Source organism: Pantoea sp. JV6, assembly GCF_025910055.1.
Classification (GTDB): Bacteria; Pseudomonadota; Gammaproteobacteria; order Enterobacterales; family Enterobacteriaceae; genus Pantoea; species Pantoea agglomerans.
Genome location: NZ_JAPCIM010000020.1, coordinates 208,738 through 226,220, shown reverse-complemented (window position 1 = coordinate 226,220; position 17,483 = coordinate 208,738). Strand labels below are relative to the sequence as shown.

19 protein-coding genes are annotated in these 17,483 nt (G+C 56.4%); 7 read left to right on the top strand and 12 right to left on the bottom strand.

What is annotated here, in order from left to right; translation table 11 throughout:
• Positions 1-30: 30 nt before the first annotated feature.
• The 4 genes from tauD to tauA are packed head-to-tail and all read right to left on the bottom strand — an operon-like array spanning position 31 to position 3,445.
• On the bottom strand, positions 31-870 hold the full coding sequence (tauD, locus tag OK412_RS19535) for a taurine dioxygenase (protein WP_010253043.1): 840 nt from the start codon (positions 868-870) through the stop codon (positions 31-33).
• Positions 867-1,694 (bottom strand): taurine ABC transporter permease TauC, encoded by an 828-nt coding sequence (gene tauC / locus OK412_RS19530; protein ID WP_264353464.1) that lies wholly within the window; start codon positions 1,692-1,694, stop codon positions 867-869. The genes tauD and tauC overlap by 4 nt, the downstream gene beginning before the upstream one ends.
• A complete protein-coding gene (tauB, locus tag OK412_RS19525; protein WP_010671580.1) occupies positions 1,691-2,458 on the bottom strand; it encodes a taurine ABC transporter ATP-binding subunit in 768 nt (255 codons plus the stop codon). Before tauB ends, tauC begins: the two co-directional genes overlap by 4 nt.
• A gap of 9 nt (positions 2,459-2,467) precedes the next feature.
• Positions 2,468-3,445, bottom strand: coding sequence for a taurine ABC transporter substrate-binding protein (gene tauA / locus OK412_RS19520; protein ID WP_264353463.1), 978 nt, complete (start codon positions 3,443-3,445; stop codon positions 2,468-2,470).
• 236 nt (positions 3,446-3,681) lie between these two features.
• Between tauA and OK412_RS19515 the strand changes: the two genes are divergently transcribed.
• Complete coding sequence (locus tag OK412_RS19515; protein WP_010253055.1) at positions 3,682-4,662, top strand: LacI family DNA-binding transcriptional regulator; 981 nt, start codon at positions 3,682-3,684, stop codon at positions 4,660-4,662.
• A 1-nt stretch (position 4,663) separates the two neighbouring features.
• Here OK412_RS19515 and OK412_RS19510 read toward each other — a convergent pair whose 3' ends face one another.
• Complete coding sequence (locus OK412_RS19510) at positions 4,664-5,266, bottom strand: LysE family translocator (protein WP_010671578.1); 603 nt, start codon at positions 5,264-5,266, stop codon at positions 4,664-4,666.
• A 57-nt stretch (positions 5,267-5,323) separates the two neighbouring features.
• Here OK412_RS19510 and OK412_RS19505 point away from each other — a divergent pair, with 57 nt between their 5' ends.
• The 3 genes from OK412_RS19505 (at position 5,324) to OK412_RS19495 (ending at position 7,494) form a co-directional block, all read left to right on the top strand.
• Positions 5,324-6,340 carry a hydrolase gene (locus OK412_RS19505; RefSeq protein ID WP_061704337.1) on the top strand — a complete coding sequence of 339 codons (1,017 nt, stop codon included), beginning with the start codon at positions 5,324-5,326 and terminating at the stop codon, positions 6,338-6,340.
• Positions 6,341-6,344: 4 nt separating this feature from the next.
• A complete protein-coding gene (locus OK412_RS19500) occupies positions 6,345-6,563 on the top strand; it encodes a YheU family protein (RefSeq protein ID WP_010253066.1) in 219 nt (72 codons plus the stop codon).
• Between the two features lie 61 nt (positions 6,564-6,624).
• Positions 6,625-7,494 carry a phosphoribulokinase gene (locus OK412_RS19495; protein WP_010253068.1) on the top strand — a complete coding sequence of 290 codons (870 nt, stop codon included), beginning with the start codon at positions 6,625-6,627 and terminating at the stop codon, positions 7,492-7,494.
• Positions 7,495-7,857: 363 nt separating this feature from the next.
• Here OK412_RS19495 and OK412_RS19490 read toward each other — a convergent pair whose 3' ends face one another.
• Complete coding sequence (locus tag OK412_RS19490) at positions 7,858-8,262, bottom strand: OsmC family protein (RefSeq protein ID WP_010253071.1); 405 nt, start codon at positions 8,260-8,262, stop codon at positions 7,858-7,860.
• A gap of 303 nt (positions 8,263-8,565) precedes the next feature.
• On the opposite strand from OK412_RS19490, the gene crp reads away from it, so the two are divergent.
• Together crp and OK412_RS19480 are read left to right on the top strand one after the other, a co-directional pair.
• Positions 8,566-9,198, top strand: a complete 633-nt coding sequence (crp, locus tag OK412_RS19485) for a cAMP-activated global transcriptional regulator CRP (RefSeq protein ID WP_003852956.1) — start codon at positions 8,566-8,568, stop codon at positions 9,196-9,198.
• Positions 9,199-9,255: 57 nt separating this feature from the next.
• A complete protein-coding gene (locus OK412_RS19480; RefSeq protein ID WP_010253083.1) occupies positions 9,256-11,331 on the top strand; it encodes a YccS/YhfK family putative transporter in 2,076 nt (691 codons plus the stop codon).
• A 1-nt stretch (position 11,332) separates the two neighbouring features.
• Here the strand turns inward: OK412_RS19480 and argD are convergent, their stop codons facing one another.
• The 5 genes from argD to ppiA form a co-directional block, all read right to left on the bottom strand.
• Positions 11,333-12,553 (bottom strand): bifunctional acetylornithine/succinyldiaminopimelate transaminase, encoded by a 1,221-nt coding sequence (gene argD, locus OK412_RS19475; RefSeq protein ID WP_264353462.1) that lies wholly within the window; start codon positions 12,551-12,553, stop codon positions 11,333-11,335.
• An 81-nt stretch (positions 12,554-12,634) separates the two neighbouring features.
• The gene (locus OK412_RS19470) at positions 12,635-13,210 is read right to left on the bottom strand and encodes an aminodeoxychorismate/anthranilate synthase component II (RefSeq protein ID WP_033772982.1); all 576 of its coding nucleotides are present in this window, start codon (positions 13,208-13,210) and stop codon (positions 12,635-12,637) included.
• Between the two features lie 41 nt (positions 13,211-13,251).
• On the bottom strand, positions 13,252-13,845 hold the full coding sequence (locus OK412_RS19465; protein ID WP_033772985.1) for a putative adenosine monophosphate-protein transferase Fic: 594 nt from the start codon (positions 13,843-13,845) through the stop codon (positions 13,252-13,254).
• Positions 13,835-14,005 carry a YhfG family protein gene (locus OK412_RS19460; protein ID WP_010253095.1) on the bottom strand — a complete coding sequence of 57 codons (171 nt, stop codon included), beginning with the start codon at positions 14,003-14,005 and terminating at the stop codon, positions 13,835-13,837. Before OK412_RS19460 ends, OK412_RS19465 begins: the two co-directional genes overlap by 11 nt.
• Positions 14,006-14,104: 99 nt before the next feature.
• Positions 14,105-14,677 carry a peptidylprolyl isomerase A gene (ppiA, locus tag OK412_RS19455; protein ID WP_003852970.1) on the bottom strand — a complete coding sequence of 191 codons (573 nt, stop codon included), beginning with the start codon at positions 14,675-14,677 and terminating at the stop codon, positions 14,105-14,107.
• Positions 14,678-14,938: 261 nt separating this feature from the next.
• Here ppiA and tsgA point away from each other — a divergent pair, with 261 nt between their 5' ends.
• Positions 14,939-16,117, top strand: a complete 1,179-nt coding sequence (tsgA, locus tag OK412_RS19450) for an MFS transporter TsgA (protein ID WP_022624051.1) — start codon at positions 14,939-14,941, stop codon at positions 16,115-16,117.
• 35 nt (positions 16,118-16,152) lie between these two features.
• Here the strand turns inward: tsgA and OK412_RS19445 are convergent, their stop codons facing one another.
• A complete protein-coding gene (locus tag OK412_RS19445; protein ID WP_031593898.1) occupies positions 16,153-17,430 on the bottom strand; it encodes a cytosine deaminase in 1,278 nt (425 codons plus the stop codon).
• Positions 17,431-17,483: the final 53 nt, after the last annotated feature.

Here is a 17,483-nt window from a genome sequence, read left to right as displayed (position 1 = left end):
AAATCTCCCCGCTCGCGGGGAGATTCTCTTTTAACGGGGTTTATCGCCCAGCACCGTTGCCCGCTGCATAATGCGCCGGGCAGGATAATAGTCAGCATTGGCATAATGCTGCGTGACCCGATTATCCCAGATAGCCAGATCGTCTGGCTGCCAGCGCCAGCGCACCTGAAACTCCGGTTTGGTGGCGTGCGCAAACAGAAAGCCCAGCACCGCATCACTCTCTTTCTCGCTTAAATCGACGATCCGCGTGGTAAAGCCCTCATTCACAAACAGCGCTTTTTTGCCGCTGACCGGATGGGTGCGGATGACCGGATGCTGCACCGGCGGATGTTTTGCTACCGCCTGCTGCCAGCGCTGATGCTCCTCCTCCGTTTTGCGGTACTTATACTCCTGGAATGACTTTTTGAAATCATGCTCGGCATGGAGACCTGCCAGCAGCTGCTTAAAGGGTTCAGAGAGCGCTTCGTAAGCCGCAATGCCGCTGGTCCAGAGCGTGTCACCCCCCGACTCCGGTAACACCTTCGAGGCCAGCAAGGCGATCGCTGGTGGCGTATCAATAAAGGTGACATCGGTATGCCAGTTGTCATTATCCGGCGGATTATCCTGATGGGTATCCAGCACGATAATCTCCTCGACGCCTTCCGCATGCGGATAGACCGGATGGATATGCAGATCGCCAAAGCGGATTGCCAGCGCGCGGTGCTGTTCCGGCGTTATTTTCTGGTCACGCAGAAACAGCACCTGATGACGCAGCAGGCCATGATAAAGCTGCTCAAACTGAGCATCACTCAATGGGCGAGACACATCCAGGTTTGAGACCTGCGCGCCAATGTACGGGCCAAGCGGGGTAAAACTGAGACGTTCGTTCATGATTGTTCTCCACTCCAGGGCGTCAGACGGCGCTGCAACGCGCGGAGCCCGAGTTCTAAGCTAAAAGCAATAAAGGCGATTACCGCGATACCCGCCAGCACCACATCGGTGGCGAGGAATTCTCCTGCTGACTGCACCATAAAACCCAGACCCCGCGTGGCAGCAATCAGCTCAGCGGCCACCAGCGTTGACCAGCCAACCCCCAGACCGATGCGCAGACCGGTGAGGATCTCCGGCAACGCGCCTGGCAGAATCACCCAGCGCAGCAGTTGCCAGCGGTTAGCCCCCAGCGAGCGCGCCGCACGAAGGCGGACCTGCTGCGTGTTACGCACACCGGCCAGGGTGGAAAGCGTCACCGGCGCGAAAATCGCCAGATAGATCAGCAGGATTTTCGAGATTTCACCAATGCCGAACCAGATCACCATTAATGGCAGATAGGCGAGTGGCGGAATCGGGCGATAGAGTTCAATCAGAGGATCGAGCAACCCGCGAGCGACCGGGCTGAGGCCCATCAGGATCCCTACCGGAATACCGATGGCGGCAGCGGCAGTCAGCGCAATCAGCATTCGTGTCAGGCTGGCGGCCAGATGCTGCCACAGCGTGGCATCCATAAAGCCCTGCGCGCTGGCAATCAGCAGCAGCTTGCTTAACACCTGCTGCGGCGACGGCAGGAACAGCGGGGCAATCAGGCCCAGCGCGGTCACGCCCCACCAGAGCAGCAACAGCAGAGAGAGACTCAGCATGCTCAGCGTAAAGGCGGTTGAAAACGGCCAGCGCAAACGACGGCGCACCGGCAGAGACTTGTCATTGATGAGTGCACTCATGCAAACGCCTCCCGCTGATCAAAGACCCGGCTCAGCACATACTCGCGCTGGGCGATAAACTGCGGATCGGATTTGATACTGCGGCACGACTCCCCTGCGGCAAAGCGCTGGCCAAAGCCAGGACGCAGCCGCTCTACGATGCGGCCCGGTCCTGGCGACAGCAGAATCAGTTCGCTGGCGAGGAAAATCGCCTCTTCTATGTCGTGCGTAATCAGCAGAATCTGTTTACCGCTGTCGCGCCACAGCGTCAGCAGCAGGGTTTGCATCTGCTCGCGGGTAAAGGCATCCAGTGCGCCGAAAGGCTCATCCAGCAGCAGCAGTTGTGGATCGGTAGCCAGCGCGCGCGCAATGCCCACCCGCTGACGCTGACCACCGGACAACTGCCAGATGGCGCGCTTTTCCGCACCTTCAAGCCCCACCTGCCTGATTAACCGGCGGGCAATCGCGTCGCGATCCGGGCGTGACATCCCCGCCAGCTGCAGGCCAAAGGCGACGTTATCCAGCACGTTGCGCCACGGCAGTAATCCTTCATGCTGAAACACCACGCCGCGCTCCGCACCAGGCCCGGTCACCGGCTGGTTATCCAGCGTGATGCTGCCCGACTCCACCGGCAGGAAACCGGCAACCAGATTGAGCAGTGTGGTTTTGCCGCAGCCGGAGGGGCCGAGCACCACCAGCAGTTCATGGCTATCCAGCTGCAGATTGATATCCTGCAACACCGGCTGTCCGGCATAACGGGCATTAAGGTGAGCGATGCGCAGCATAGTGCCTCCTTAAGGTTTAACTAATGGCTCGACGAAACGGGAGGTCACATAGCTGCTGTAGTCGTTATCCGCCTGCGGCACCCGGCCCTGTGCTTTTAGAAACTGCGCGGTATCGACGATCGCTTTATTGACCGGTTTGCCCAGTTGCTCAACCTGCTGCTGCGCCGTGAGGTAGGTATTGCCCTTCACCAGACCGGGCACCTGTGCTTCCGGCACACCGCTGAGGCGAGAGAGTTTGCTGAGGTTATCGGACTGTTTCAGCCAGCTGTCGGGGCTGTTCAGGTAGGCCTGCTGCGCGTCAAGCGCGCTGCGGGCAAAAGCAGTCACGATCTCCGGATGCTGCTGAGCAAAATCTTTGCGTACCACCCAGACATCCAGCGTCGGCGATCCCCAGCTTCCCACTTCCGCAGAGTCGGTTAACACCTTGCCCTCTTTTTCCAGCTCATTAACCGCCGGTGCCCAGACGTAAGCGCCATCAATGTCGCCACGCTGCCAGGCCGCGATAATCGCTGGCGGCTGCAGATTGATCAGTTGTACCTGTGACGGTTTGATGCCCCAGTGTTTCAGCGCAGCCAGCAGGCTGTAGTGGGTGGTAGAGATGAACGGCACCGCGATGCGCTTGCCAATTAAATCTTTGGGCGTGGTTATATTCTTCTTCACCACCAGCGCTTCAGAGTTGCCCAGCTGAGAGGCGAGTAAAAAGGCTTCAATCGGCAGCTTCTGCGCCGCCGCGACCGCTAACGGGCTGGAACCGATATTGCCAATCTGGACGTCACCGGACGCCATCGCACGTAATACCCCGGCGCCGCTGTCAAACTTGCGCCAGTCAACGCTGGCCCCGCTCTCTTTCGCAAAGCTGTTGTCAGCCTGCGCCACTTTCGCCGGCTCAGCTGAGGTCTGGTAAGCCACGGTGACATTGACCGCATCAGCCCGAAATGCCAGCAGCGCCAGCGCTGCGGCTAATAAAGTTAAACGTGTTGCTGCCATGATCACTACCCCACCGTTTTTATAGTGGAGGCAGTGTCTCTGCGCGCTATAGTTTCATAAAGGAATTAAAAATTATCCCTAATAGAAATAAGTTCTTAGATCACTATCTGCAAAACTAAGTCAAAAATCGCAAATGCTGAAAATAGCTAAAGTAAGCAAAAATGTCAGGCGCTCACATTGTCCCTGTGCTATTCATATGCGTTCCCAATTATTGCCTGTTAAGGTTTCTGAATCCGATGTCGATCGAGAAAGTCGCTCAGCTGGCTGGCGTCTCCAAAGCCACGGTATCGCGGGTTCTCAACGCGCATCCCGGCGTGAAGCCCGATACGCGTGAGAAAGTTCTGGCGGCAATCTCTGCCTGCGACTATCAGCCCAACTTACTGGCGCGTCAGCTGCGTACGTCGCAAAGCAACATGCTGCTGGTGCTGATCTCGGATATCACCAATCCCTTCTGTTCACGCGTGGTTCAGGGCATCGAGGCCGAAGCGGAACTGCACGGCTATCACATCCTGCTCTGTAACTCCGCTTCGCAGCTCCAGCGTGAAGCCGCTTATCTCTCCCTGCTGACCGGAAAAGTGGTGGATGGCGTGATTACGATGGATGCGGCCTCCGGTTTACAGGATTTGCAGGCGCTCATTGCCGGGGCGCCCTGGGTGCAGTGCTGCGAATTTGATCCGGATATTCCCGCCTCCTCGGTCAGCATTGATCACCTTGAAGCCGCGCGCGACACCGTCCATTACCTTGCCGGTAAAGGGCGTAAACGCATCGGGCTGATCAATGGCGACATGCGTTACCTTTACTCACATCATCGTGAAAAGGGCTACCGGCAGGCGATTGAGGAGCTGGGGTATGCGTGGTCCGGCGTCTCCTACACTTACGAAATCTCCTGTGAGGCGGGCAGTCAGGGGCTAAGGGAGTTGATGGCGCTGCCGGAACCGCCGGATGCGGTGTTTGCGGTTTCAGATGTGCTGGCGGTAGGCGTGGTGCATGCGGCGCTGGAAGCGGGTCTGCGCGTGCCGGAAGATCTGGCGGTGGTCGGGTTTGATGGCGTGTCGTTTACCCGCAGCCTGAATCCGCCGCTGACGACCATCGAGCAGCCGATGAACCAGCTGGGCGCGCGTAGCGTGCAATTGCTGCTGCAAAAGATCCGCAATCCTAATGCGCCAGTCATCCGCGAGGTGCTGCCGTGGACGCGCGTTGAACGCGCATCCAGCTAACTTAGTGCCAGATTAACAGCACGCAGGCAGCGGTCAGCAGCCCCATGGCGAGGTTAAAGATTTTCCAGGCGCGACGGCTGCGCAGAATGCGGCCGATCATCGCACCAAATCCCATCCAGATAACACCCGACACCAGATTAACCAGAAACATGCCGATACTTATCGCCATCACTGAATGGCGATACGCGTCACCGGCCAGGCTGAAGCTGGCGACCGCGCCCAGCGCCATCAGCCAGGCCTTGGGATTGATCAACTGTAACAAGCCGCCCTGCCAGAAGGGCATCGGCGCATCCGGCGCCTGATCGGTTTCCAGCTTCTCATAACTGGCGGTAGCGATTTTCCATGCCAGCCAGAGCAGATAGAGGCTACCGGCGATTTTCAGCACCAGGTGAAGCGAAGGATAGAGCAGGATCAGCCCGCCGACGCCAAAGGCCACCATCAGCAGCATCACCTGCATTCCGATCATGATGCCAATCATCAGCGGAATGGTGCGCATAAAGCCAAAATTAGCGCCCGAGGCAGTGAGTAACATATTATTAGGCCCGGGCGTAATGGCCGCGACCCAAAGAAATCCCAACATTGATAAGAAAAGACTCAGTTCCATGGCAATCGGGTACTCCTTACCCTGCAAGAAAAAACTTATCGAAGCTAACAGTGTGATATGGAACAGACAAGCTTTTACCACATGAAATTTACCGGACCGGAAAACGAGCACTTCACGCCTCCTGAGAGTCTGCGTAACGCGCACCTGCAGACCCTGCTGCCGCGCCTGCTACGTCGTCGTATCACGGGCGATCCCCACTGGCAACGTCTCGACCTGCCGGATGGCGACTTCGTCGATCTCGCCTGGAGTGAAGATCCGCAGTTCGCGCAGCATAAACCGCGCGTGGTGCTGTTTCATGGGCTGGAGGGCAGTTTTCATAGCCCCTATATTCATGGACTGATGGCGATCTGCCGCGCGCGCGGCTGGCTGGCGGTGGTGATGCATTTTCGCGGCTGCAGCGGCGAACCGAATCGGCTCAACCGCATCTATCACTCCGGCGAAACCGAAGATGCCCGTTTTTTTCTGCACTGGCTGCGCACCCGCTGGGGCCGCGTACCCACCGCCGCGGTGGGTTTCTCGCTGGGCGGTAACATGCTGGGCTGCCTGCTGGGCCAGCAGGGCGCAGCCGCTGAGGTAGACGCGGGCGTCATTGTCTCCGCTCCGCTGCTGCTGGAGCCCTGTAGCGTAAAACTGGAACGCGGCTTCTCACGCGTCTATCAATACTATTTGCTGGCGCAGCTCAAGAAAAATGCCCGCCGCAAACTGCACGCCTGGCCGGATACGCTGCCGGTCAATCTGGCGCAGCTGAAAGCGCTACGTCGACTGCGCGATTTTGATGATGCCATTACCGCCCGCGCCCACGGTTTTCTGGATGCGGCCGATTACTATCATCGTGCCAGCGCCATGCCCTGGCTGAAGCACGCAGAGAAACCGCTGCTGATCATTCACGCCAAAGATGATCCTTTTATGAGTGATGAGGTGATCCCGCACAGCAGCCAATTATCTGCCACTATTACTTATCAACTGACACCACACGGCGGCCATGTAGGTTTTGTTGGTGGGACATTACGCCAGCCTGACATGTGGCTGGAACAGCGTATCCCCCAGTGGATCGCCCCTTTTCTGGATAACTGAACTCGTGATTATTCCCTGGCAACAGGTCTCACCTGAGACCCTTGAAAATCTGATTGAAACCTTTGTGCTGCGCGAAGGCACGGACTATGGCGAGCAGGAACGCAGCCTGATCGACAAGGTGGCCGATGTGCGACGTCAGCTGGAAACGGGTGAAGTGGTGCTGGTGTGGTCGGAACTGCACGAATCGGTCAATATCATGCCGCGCAAAGAATTTCGTGGCTGATGCACCCAACGGCATTTCGTGTTAACAATGCCTATTGCCCGACCTCACAGGGAGCTTTTCTATGTCTGCACGTCATCCCATTATCGCGGTGACTGGTTCCAGCGGCGCAGGGACCACCACCACCAGCGTGGCGTTTCGCAAAATCTTTCAGCAGCTCGATCTTCATGCGGCGGAGCTGGAAGGTGACAGTTTTCACCGCTTTACCCGCCCTGAAATGGATATGGCGATTCGTAAGGCGCGCGATTTAGGACGTCATGTCAGCTACTTCGGCCCGGAAGCCAATGACTTTGGCCTGCTGGAGCAGAGCTTTAAAGAGTATGGTCAGAGCGGACAGGGCCAGTCGCGTAAATATCTGCATACCTATGATGAAGCGGTGCCGTGGAATCAGGTGCCCGGCACCTTTACGCCGTGGCAACCGCTGCCGCAGAACACCGATATTCTCTTCTACGAAGGGCTGCACGGCGGCGTGGTGACGGCGCAGCACAACGTAGCAGAACAGGTTGATCTGCTGGTTGGCGTGGTGCCGATTGTGAACCTGGAGTGGATTCAGAAGCTGGTGCGCGACACCGGCGAGCGCGGCCATTCACGTGAAGCGGTCATGGATTCGGTGGTGCGCTCTATGGAAGATTACATCAACTTCATCACACCACAGTTCTCACGCACTCACCTCAACTTTCAGCGCGTCCCGACGGTCGATACCTCAAACCCGTTCGCTGCCCGCGCTATTCCGTCACTGGATGAGAGCTTTGTGGTGATCCACTTCCAGGCGCTGGAAGATATCGACCTCCCCTACCTGCTGGCGATGCTGCAGGGCTCGTTTATCTCGCACATCAATACGCTGGTGGTGCCTGGCGGCAAAATGGGTCTGGCGATGGAGTTGATTATGGGCCCGCTGGTGAAGCGGCTGATGGAAGGCAAACGAATAGAGTAAGAGGTCAAAAGGGCCTTTCCAGACTAATGCCAATGCCAATGCCAATGCAGGATGAATCTGACAGCAGCGAAAAAGCTTAACACGCAGGGAACCGGGTCAGAAGAGGAAAGCGTCCCGCCGCCCGGATAAAAACGCCGGGAGCGTTTTTGAACAACGCAAAGCGTTGGCCCGGCTACGGGCGCACCTCAGGGATGAGGTGCGTAATCGCGCGGGCCGAGCGGCCAGGGATTGGCTTAAGCGACTTTCCGATCTGACCCGGTTCCCTGCGCAGGCACAGTATCAAAGCGGATTCCCGATGCAGGCACAGTCTGACAGCAGAGCACGACAGATTTTGCCCGCGACCTTAAAAGATCCCTGCGGCTACTAAAGTTCGATCACTTCATAGCTATGCGTAATGTTGACGCCTTTACCCAGCATGATGGCCACAGAGCAATATTTTTCAGCAGAAAGATCCACAGCGCGTGAGACCGCTTTATCCTGGAGCGCTTTACCACTCACGATAAAATGCAGGTTGATGTGCGTAAAGATTCGCGGCGCCTCTTCACGACGTTCTGAGGTCAGTTTTACTTCACAATCAGCCACATCGTTTCGGCCTTTTTGCAGAATTGATACCACGTCAATCGCGCTGCATCCGCCCGCCGCCATCAGCACCATCTCCATTGGGCTGGGCGCTTTATCACCCGAATTTCCATCCATCAGTATCTGATGGCCGGATGAGGATTCTCCGAGGAATGTCAGCCCTTCTACCCATTTCACTCTTGCCTGCATGATTTTTGCTCCGGAATACGCTGTTTTGTCGCCAGAGTACGCTTTCGCCTGGTAAACAGCAATCCAGAGAAATCCGCCCGTAGCTGAAGCGAGACAACAGAAGACAGTCGGCAAAAGCTGTGCTACAAACAGTGCTGAAAATATTTTTCGTCACCCGATGACGAAGCCGGGAAGGATGATGCGCACTGCGCCTGATGCGGCCCGAATAATTTCCTGAAATGGAAACGCTTGAAGCTTTCACCGCCTGACAGGGAAAACTGCCCCCTGTATTTTGGGCACGATTACAACAGAGGATAATAGCGAATGGTTCTCGGCAAACCGCAAACAGACCCTACACTCGAATGGTTCCTGTCCCATTGCCATATTCACAAGTATCCATCCAAAAGTACGCTGATTCACCAAGGTGAAAAAGCAGAAACGCTTTACTACATCGTGAAAGGTTCCGTTGCGGTTCTGATTAAAGATGAAGAAGGCAAAGAGATGATTCTTTCCTACCTGAATCAGGGCGATTTTATTGGTGAACTTGGCCTGTTCGAAGAAGGCCAGGAGCGCAGCGCCTGGGTACGTGCGAAAAGCGCGTGCGAAGTGGCGGAAATTTCTTACAAGAAATTCCGTCAGCTGATCCAGGTTAACCCTGACATCCTGATGCGACTCTCATCGCAGATGGCGCGTCGCCTGCAGGTGACGTCTGAAAAAGTGGGTAACCTCGCTTTCCTCGACGTAACCGGACGCATTGCACAGACCTTGCTCAACCTGGCGAAGCAGCCAGATGCCATGACGCATCCCGACGGCATGCAAATTAAAATCACTCGTCAGGAAATTGGCCAGATTGTTGGTTGTTCACGTGAAACCGTGGGCCGTATTTTGAAGATGCTGGAAGATCAGAACCTGATCTCCGCACACGGCAAAACCATCGTCGTTTACGGCACCCGCTAATTCCTGTCACCCACGGCGTGATGGCAACATCACGCCGTTATTGTTTGTGTTGGGCCGATGTGGCGTCGAATTATTTACCATCCTGAAGTTAACTACGCCTTGCGGCAAACGCTGGTGCTCTGTCTGCCGGTGGCGCTGGGCTGGCTGGCTGGCGACCTGCAAAAAGGTCTGCTGTTCTCATTAGTGCCCGCCTGCTGCAACATCGCCGGTCTGGATACCCCGCATAAACGCTTCTTCAAACGCCTGATTGTTGGCGGCAGCCTGTTTGCCCTCGGCAGCTTTCTGATGCAGTGGCTCACCCTGCATGCTATTCCGCTGCCGCTGATCCTGTTTGCTATGCCCTTATTGCTCGGCGTTACCGGGGAGATCAGCCCGCTGCATGGCCGTCTGCTGCCCGGCACCCTGATTGCCGCCATCTTTACCCTGAGCCTGATTGGCCGCATGCCAATCTATGTTCCCCCGCTGCTCTATATCGGCGGCACGCTATGGTACGGGCTCTTTAACTGGTTCTGGTTCTGGCTGTGGAAAGAGCAGCCAATGCGCGAAAGCCTGAGCCTGATCTACCGCGAGCTGGCTAACTACTGCGACGCAAAATATACCCTGCTGACGCAGCTGACCGATCCGGAAAAGGCGCTGCCGCCGCTGCTGGCTCGTCAGCAGAAAGTGGTCGATCTGATTAACACCTGTTATCAGCAGATGCATATGCTGTCGGCAAGCCGCGATCACAGCCATAAACGGCTGACGCGCGCCTTTCAGGTGGCGCTGGATCTGCAGGAACATATCTCGGTCAGCCTGCATCGGCCGGAAGAGGTGCAGAAGCTGGTCGAACAGAGCCACGCCGAAGCGGTGATCCGCTGGAATGCCAAAACCATCTCGGCCCGGTTGCGGGTGCTGGCGGATAACATTCTCTATCACCAGCTACCCGATCGCTTTGCGATGGATAAACAGCTCGGCGCGCTGGAGAAAATCGCCCATCAGCATCCCGACAATCCGGTGGGTAACTTCTGCCTTTACCACTTCAACCGTATTGCGCGGGTTCTGCGCACCCAGAAACCCCTTTATCAGCGCGATCTGATGGCTGACCGCCAGCGCCGTCTGCCGCTGTTACCGGCGCTGCGCAGTTATCTCTCGTTTCGCTCATCGGCCCTGCGCACTGCCGGCCGCTTTGCGGTGATGCTGATGCTGGGCAGCGCGCTGGCGCTGTTCTTCAACATCCCCAAACCCTACTGGATCCTGATGACCATCATGTTCGTCAGCCAGAACGGCTACAGCGCTACCCGTGTCCGCATTCAGCACCGGGCGCTGGGCACTTTTGCCGGTCTGGTGATCGCGGCCGCCACGCTGCGCATGGCGGTGCCGGAGTCGCTGGTGCTGCTGATCATGCTGGCAATTACCTTTATCAGCTATCGCTTTACCCGCCAGTTTTATGGCTGGTCGATGATTGGCTTTACGGTCACGGCGGTTTACTCGCTGCAATTGCTATCGCTGAATGGCGCGCAGTTTCTGCTGCCGCGACTCATGGATACGCTGATGGGTTGTCTGATCGCCTTTGGCGGGATGCTCTGGCTGTGGCCGCAGTGGCAGAGCGGCTTGCTGCGGCAGAACGCCCATGACGCACTGGAAACCTATCAGGATGCGCTGCGGCTGTTGCTGGGTGACGAACAGTCACCAGAGAAACTGGCTTATCAGCGCGTGAAGGTCAATCAGGCACACAATGCGCTGTTTAACTCACTGAATCAGGCGATGCAGGAACCCGCATTCAACTCCCGCTATCTGAGTGATATGCGGCTCTGGGTCACGCACAGTCAGTTTATCGTCGAGCATATCAACGCCATGACGATTCTGGCGCGGGAGCACACCATGCTCACTGCCTCGCTGGCTGAGCGTTACCTGCAATCCTGTGAAATCGCGCTGCAGCGGTGTCAGCAGCGGCTGGAATATGATGGTGAAAGCTCACAGGTTAACCTGCTGGATGAGCTGGAGAACATCAGTGAGGGACCGATCACGGTGGTGGAGCAGCATGTGCGGCGCATTCTCGATCATCTGAGCGTGATGTACACCATTTCATCGCTGGCGTGGAACCAGCGGCCGCAACATGGCCGCTGGCTGATCAGACGCTTACGTAAAAACTAAGCTAGCCGTTGAGCACGTTGCCGACGGCCGTGGCGAAGCGGCTCATGCCCTCTTCGAGGTCGGCAGGCTCAATGATCAGTGACGGGGCAAAACGCATCACGTCGGTGCCGGCAACCAGCACCATCACGCCTTCTGCGGCCGCGGCATTCAGGATGTCGCGTGCTTTACCGGCATGCTGCGGTTTCAGCGCCGCGCCAATCAGCAGACCCTTGCCGCGAATATCGCTGAAGAGATCATACTTCGCATCGATGGCCTGCAGCGCCGTGACAAAGTGCTGACGACGCGTCTCAACGCCTGCCAGCACCTCCGGCGTATTGATAATATCGAGCGCAGTTTCGGCGATGGCGCAGGCGAGTGGATTGCCGCCATAGGTGGTGCCATGCACGCCCGGCGCCATGGTCGAGGCGATCTCGTTAGTGGTCAGCATGGCGCTGACCGGGAAACCGCCGCCCAGCGCTTTGGCTGAGGTCAGAATATCGGGCTGGATGCCATAATGCTCATAGGCGAACAGCTTGCCGCTGCGCCCCATGCCGCTCTGCACTTCATCCAGCACCAGCAGCGCCTGATGCTGATCGCAAAGCTCACGCAGTCCCTGCATAAACTCCTGCGTTGCGGGCACGACGCCACCCTCCCCCTGAATCGGTTCAACCACAATGGCGCAGGTGTGATCGTCAATCACCGCTTTTACTGCGTTCAGATCATTGAACGGCACATGAACGATATCCGCCGGTTTAGGCCCGAACCCATCAGAATATTTTGGCTGTCCGCCGACCGTGACGGTAAACAGCGTCCGGCCATGAAAGGCGTTATGAAAGGCGATAATCTTACTTTTGAATGGGCTGTGACGTTTGCAGGCGTAGTAGCGCGCCAGCTTAAAGGCGGCCTCGTTGGCTTCGGCCCCGGAGTTAGCGAAGAAGACCCGCTCGGCAAAGGTCGCCTGAATTAACTTACTGGCAAGACGCAGCGCCGGTTCGTTGGTGAAGACGTTGCTGGTGTGCCACAGCGTCTCGCCCTGACTTTTCAGCGTCTCCACCAGCGCAGGATGGCAGTGTCCAAGTGCGGTGACGGCGATACCACCTGAGAAATCGATATACTCTTTGCCCTGCTGATCCCATACACGACTGCCCTTGCCTTTTACCGGCACGAACTGCGCAGGTGCATAAACAGGCAAAATAACGTTATCGAACGTCTCCCGCGTGACCGCAATTTTTTCCGCTGCCATTGATGACCCCATTTAGATGATTGATGTGCAACTTTGAAATAATAATCACAAAATATGCATAAAAAATCACTCAAAGGCAACTTATTGCTCAAGGAAATTGCGCAGCAGCTGATGTCCCTGCTCGCTGAGAATGCTTTCGGGATGGAACTGCACGCCTTCCAGCGCCAGGGTTTTATGGCGGAATCCCATAATTTCGTCAGGCTCGCCGTCACGCACCGTCCAGGCAGTCACCTCGAAGGCATCTGGCAGGGAGTCGCGCTGTACAATCAGCGAATGGTAGCGGGTCACGGTTAGTGGATTATTCAGAGTGCGGAACACGCCCTGTCCGGTGTGCTGAATCGCAGAGGTTTTGCCGTGCATCACCTGACGCGCGCGCACGACCTGCGCGCCATACGCCTGCGCAATTGCCTGATGGCCCAGACAGACGCCCAGCACCGGCAGCTGACCGGCGAAATGCCGGATCGCCGCCAGCGAAATGCCTGACTCCGACGGCGTGCAGGGACCAGGGGAGATCACCAGATGAGTCAGCGGTAACGCCGCCATCTGCTCCAGCGTGATGGCATCATTGCGCACCACCCGAACCTGCGCGCCCAGCTCGCAGAAATATTGATAAAGATTCCAGGTAAAGGAGTCGTAATTGTCGATAAGCAGCAGCATGGCCAGTCCAGAATAATTACCCGCGCCGCTATTCTACGCGGTTAAGCCGCCTCGCTCACCACTTTCGCAAATACCTGCTCCAGCAAAGTCAGGTCTCCGGCCACACCAGCCTGATTCGCCGCTTTCCAGCTTTCAGCGTCAGTCTCTTCCCAGGAGAGCAGATAACCGGCATGCAGCGCCAGCTGTTCAAAGAAAATCCGCTGCGCCCGACCGTTGCCGTGGCGGAAAGGATGCAACATGTTGATTTCGCAGTAGTAGTGGGCAACACGCTCAATAAACGCGTCACGCGGCAGGTCAACGAGTCCCTTCTCCTCCTCCAGCGCGGCCATCAGGGCGTTACCTTCCTTTTCGATATATTCGAAATGACAGAACGGCGTCTCATCGCGCCAGATATCGATAGTGCGCAGTTCACCAGCCCAGCTGTAGACGTCCTGAAACAGCGTACGGTGGATCTGGCACAGGTAAGGCAGTCCAGGATTACGTGGGCCCAGCTCCAGCGTGGCGGCACGCGCCGCACTAAAACTCAGCTCCGCCTTACGCAGCTGCGCGGCATCGTGAATATCGGGCAGGTTTTTCAGCACATTGTCATGCTGCCACAGGTAGGGATCCTGGCTGACGGCGGTATTAGAGTCCATATTGCCTCCTCAGTGACGCCAGACGTGCGGCCGCATCATCGCTGTTTACGCTGGTTTCATTTGGCGAGAAGCCTTCCAGCCGACAGCTGGCCTGATAGCTGGCGCTACGCCGCTGTCGCCACAGGGTGACCTTCTGTTTTTCGGTGAGTTTGTTCGCCATGCCGCCTCCTGCTCAGGTTTTTGCCCTAAGTATAAGAGCAAATTCTGGCTTTGCCGGATGCGGCAGGCGGTCGCCATCCGCAGATGGCGACGAACGGACTTAAGGCAGGACTTTGGCGGAGAGGATAACTACCGGTTTGGATGGAACATTCTGGTAAGGACCCACATCTTTGGTCGGTACCTGAGAAATTTTTTCAACCACATCCTGACCTTTCACAATCTTACCAAATACGGCATAGCCAAAATCGCGCTGTCCGTGATCGAGGAATGCATTATCCGCGACGTTGAGGAAGAACTGGCTGGTCGCACTGTCTTTATCGGCGGTACGCGCCATGGAAATCGTGCCACGCAGGTTACGCAGGCCGTTATCCGCTTCATTCTTGATCGGCGCGTTGGTCTGCTTCTGCTGCATGTCCGTAGTGAAGCCCCCACCCTGCACCATAAAGCCCGGGATCACGCGGTGAAAAATGGTGTTGTTGTAAAAACCGTTGTTGACGTAATCAACGAAGTTTTTCACAGAAACCGGCGCTTTCTGGTTATTCAGTTCGAGTTCGATATTGCCGGCGGAGGTGGTGAGCAGAACGTGGGTGTCACCTTTTGCAGCCAGCGCCTGGGCGGAAACGGAAGAGAGCGCTAACAGGGTGATGGCCGCTGTTAAAGTACGTTTAAACATGAAAGATTCCTTACCTGGGAGAGCGGGCACAAAAACGTGATTGATTGTAAAGAGACTCTATTCCAGGAGCCAGCGTTTTACCTATATTTACGCTGTGGCAGCAAATGGGGGGAGCAAACGTTAAACCCCGGCAATTACGTGATTAAAATCACACAACACATGAAATATGGATCTCTGGTTTCACTGGTTGTTTATTAAGATCACGGTTCCGTTTACACTTTCTGACACTTTTTGGCACCCGGTTCTCAACAGGTTCAGAACATGACAAACCGTAATCGTATTGGCCTCACCTGGATAAGCTTCTTCTCCTACGCGCTTACCGGCGCGCTGGTGATTGTTACCGGCATGGTAATGGGCGATATCGCAAAAGATTTCCAGATCCCCATCTCCAGCATGAGTAATACCTTCACCTTCCTCAACAGCGGCATCCTGGCGGCGGTTTTCCTGAACGCCTGGCTGATGGTGATTGTGCCACTGAAGCGTCAGCTGATTTTCGGCTTCGTCCTGATGGTACTGGCGATAATCGGGTTGATGACCAGCCGCGATCTGACCGTCTTCTCGCTCTGTATGTTTGTGCTGGGCGTGGTCAGCGGCATTACTATGTCGATCGGCACCTTCCTGATCACCCATATGTATGAAGGCCGCCAGCGCGGTTCGCGCCTGCTGTTTACCGACTCCTTCTTCAGCATGGCGGGCACGCTGTTTCCGGTGCTGGCGGGGATTCTGCTGGCGCGTCAGCTGCCGTGGTACTGGGTCTACGTCTGCATCGGCTTTATCTACGTCGCGATCTTCATCATGACGCTGTTTGTCGAGTTCCCGGTGCTGCGTAAGCCCGAAAACAGCCCGACAGTTGAGAAAGAAAAATGGGGTGTGGGCGTGCTGCTGCTGGCAGTGGCGGCGCTCTGCTACATTCTGGGCCAGCTTGGCTTTATCTCCTGGGTGCCGGAATATGCCACCAAAGTCATGGGCATGAATATTAATGATGCCGGACAACTGGTGGGCAGCTTCTGGACCGCTTATATGGTGGGGATGTGGGCCTTCAGCTTCCTGCTGCGCTTCTTCGATCTGCAACGCATTCTGATGGTGCTGGCGGGACTGGCTACCGTGCTGATGTACTGGTTCGTCAGCAGCAGCGATGCCAGTATGCTGAAGTGGATCATTATGGTGTTGGGCTTCAGCTCCAGCGCGATTTACACCACTATCATCACGCTCGGCTCGCTGCAGACCAAAGTGGCGTCACCGAAACTGGTGAACTTTATTCTGACCTGCGGCACCGTCGGCACCATGCTGACCTTCGTGGTGACCGCGCCGATTGTTGAGAAGAGCGGCGTGCACACGGCGCTGGTCACCGCCAACGGCCTCTACGCGGTGGTGTTTGTAATGTGTGTCCTGCTGGGGCTGGTCACTAAACATCGCTCGCACGGTCACGTTACGCATTAATCATTCAGGGCGGCGATAGATCGCCGCCCTGCTGTTTAACGCCGGAAGTCTATCCGCTCCCGCTCCCGCCAGTAAATCTCGCTTTCTGCAGGCTTTGTCTCTGCCACCACGATGCCGCGACGCAGTGAGTAGCGCACCGGAACCTGTCTTCTTACTGCATCAAAACCACTCTCTGCCGGCAGAATAATCAGGCTGGCATCGTTGCCGGTCTGAATGCCATAGCCTGACAGCTGCAGCGTCTTCGCGCTGTTATGCGTAATCAGATCCAGACCCGCATCAATCTGCTCATAGCCCATCAACTGACAGACGTGTAAGCCCATATGCAGCACCTGCAGCATGCTGGCGGTGCCCAGCGGATACCAGGGATCGAACACATCGTCGTGGCCGAAACAGACGTTAATCTCCGCCTCCAGCATCTCTTTCACCCGCGTAATGCCGCGCCGCTTAGGGTAGGTATCAAAGCGGCCCTGCAGGTGAATATTGACCAGCGGATTCGCGACAAAATTAATGCCCGACAGCTTAAGCAGTCGAAACAGTCGTGAGGTATACGCGCCATTATAAGAGTGCATCGCGGTGGTATGACTGGCCGTCACGCGCGCGCCGTTGCCATCGCGATGCGCCAGCGCCGCCACAGTTTCCACAAAGCGCGACTGTTCATCATCGATCTCATCGCAGTGAACATCGATCAGCCGATCGTAGCGGTTAGCCAGCGCAAAAGTTTTATGCAGCGACTCAACACCATATTCACGGGTGAATTCGTAATGCGGGATCGCGCCGACCACATCCGCGCCCAGCCGCAATGCCTCCTCCAGCAGCGCTTCACCGTTGGGATAAGAGAGAATACCCTCCTGGGGAAAAGCAACAATCTGGATAGTGATCCACGGCGCCATCTCCGCCTTCAACTCCAGCATCGCTTTAAGCGCCGTCAGTGACGGGTCAGAAACGTCAACATGAGTACGGACAAACTGAATGCCGTTGGCAATCTGCCACTTCAGCGTCTGCATCGCCCGCCGCTTAACATCTTCATGACTGAGCATGGCTTTGCGTTCAGCCCAGCGCTCAATGCCTTCAAACAGCGTACCGGACTGGTTCCAGGCGGGTTCGCCAGCGGTCTGAGTCGTATCCAGATGAATATGCGGCTCAATAAAAGGCGCGCAGGCTAAGCCACCCTCGCCGTCCAGCGATTCATCCGCCGGTGAAGCGTGCTGCGGCTGGGCTGAGAGCCGGGCAATTTTGCCATCGGCGATGGCGATCTGCCATAACCCATCCCGCCAGGGTAAACGCACGTTATTGATCCACTTAGGTGACATCATTGCCGACTCCTTTTCCGGTTTTGTGTTTTAAAACTAACACGATTCAGGTGACC

Bases quoted from the DNA above. Each gene is read 5' to 3' on its own strand.
- tauD (WP_010253043.1), bottom strand. From the start codon at position 870: ATGAACGAACGTCTCAGTTTTACCCCGCTTGGCCCGTACATTGGCGCG.
- tauC (WP_264353464.1), bottom strand. From the start codon at position 1,694: ATGAGTGCACTCATCAATGACAAGTCTCTGCCGGTGCGCCGTCGTTTG.
- tauB (WP_010671580.1), bottom strand. From the start codon at position 2,458: ATGCTGCGCATCGCTCACCTTAATGCCCGTTATGCCGGACAGCCGGTG.
- tauA (WP_264353463.1), bottom strand. From the start codon at position 3,445: ATGGCAGCAACACGTTTAACTTTATTAGCCGCAGCGCTGGCGCTGCTG.
- OK412_RS19515 (WP_010253055.1), top strand. From the start codon at position 3,682: ATGTCGATCGAGAAAGTCGCTCAGCTGGCTGGCGTCTCCAAAGCCACG.
- OK412_RS19510 (WP_010671578.1), bottom strand. From the start codon at position 5,266: ATGGAACTGAGTCTTTTCTTATCAATGTTGGGATTTCTTTGGGTCGCG.
- OK412_RS19505 (WP_061704337.1), top strand. From the start codon at position 5,324: ATGGAACAGACAAGCTTTTACCACATGAAATTTACCGGACCGGAAAAC.
- OK412_RS19495 (WP_010253068.1), top strand. From the start codon at position 6,625: ATGTCTGCACGTCATCCCATTATCGCGGTGACTGGTTCCAGCGGCGCA.
- OK412_RS19490 (WP_010253071.1), bottom strand. From the start codon at position 8,262: ATGCAGGCAAGAGTGAAATGGGTAGAAGGGCTGACATTCCTCGGAGAA.
- crp (WP_003852956.1), top strand. From the start codon at position 8,566: ATGGTTCTCGGCAAACCGCAAACAGACCCTACACTCGAATGGTTCCTG.
- OK412_RS19480 (WP_010253083.1), top strand. From the start codon at position 9,256: ATGTGGCGTCGAATTATTTACCATCCTGAAGTTAACTACGCCTTGCGG.
- argD (WP_264353462.1), bottom strand. From the start codon at position 12,553: ATGGCAGCGGAAAAAATTGCGGTCACGCGGGAGACGTTCGATAACGTT.
- OK412_RS19470 (WP_033772982.1), bottom strand. From the start codon at position 13,210: ATGCTGCTGCTTATCGACAATTACGACTCCTTTACCTGGAATCTTTAT.
- OK412_RS19465 (WP_033772985.1), bottom strand. From the start codon at position 13,845: ATGGACTCTAATACCGCCGTCAGCCAGGATCCCTACCTGTGGCAGCAT.
- OK412_RS19460 (WP_010253095.1), bottom strand. From the start codon at position 14,005: ATGGCGAACAAACTCACCGAAAAACAGAAGGTCACCCTGTGGCGACAG.
- ppiA (WP_003852970.1), bottom strand. From the start codon at position 14,677: ATGTTTAAACGTACTTTAACAGCGGCCATCACCCTGTTAGCGCTCTCT.
- tsgA (WP_022624051.1), top strand. From the start codon at position 14,939: ATGACAAACCGTAATCGTATTGGCCTCACCTGGATAAGCTTCTTCTCC.
- OK412_RS19445 (WP_031593898.1), bottom strand. From the start codon at position 17,430: ATGATGTCACCTAAGTGGATCAATAACGTGCGTTTACCCTGGCGGGAT.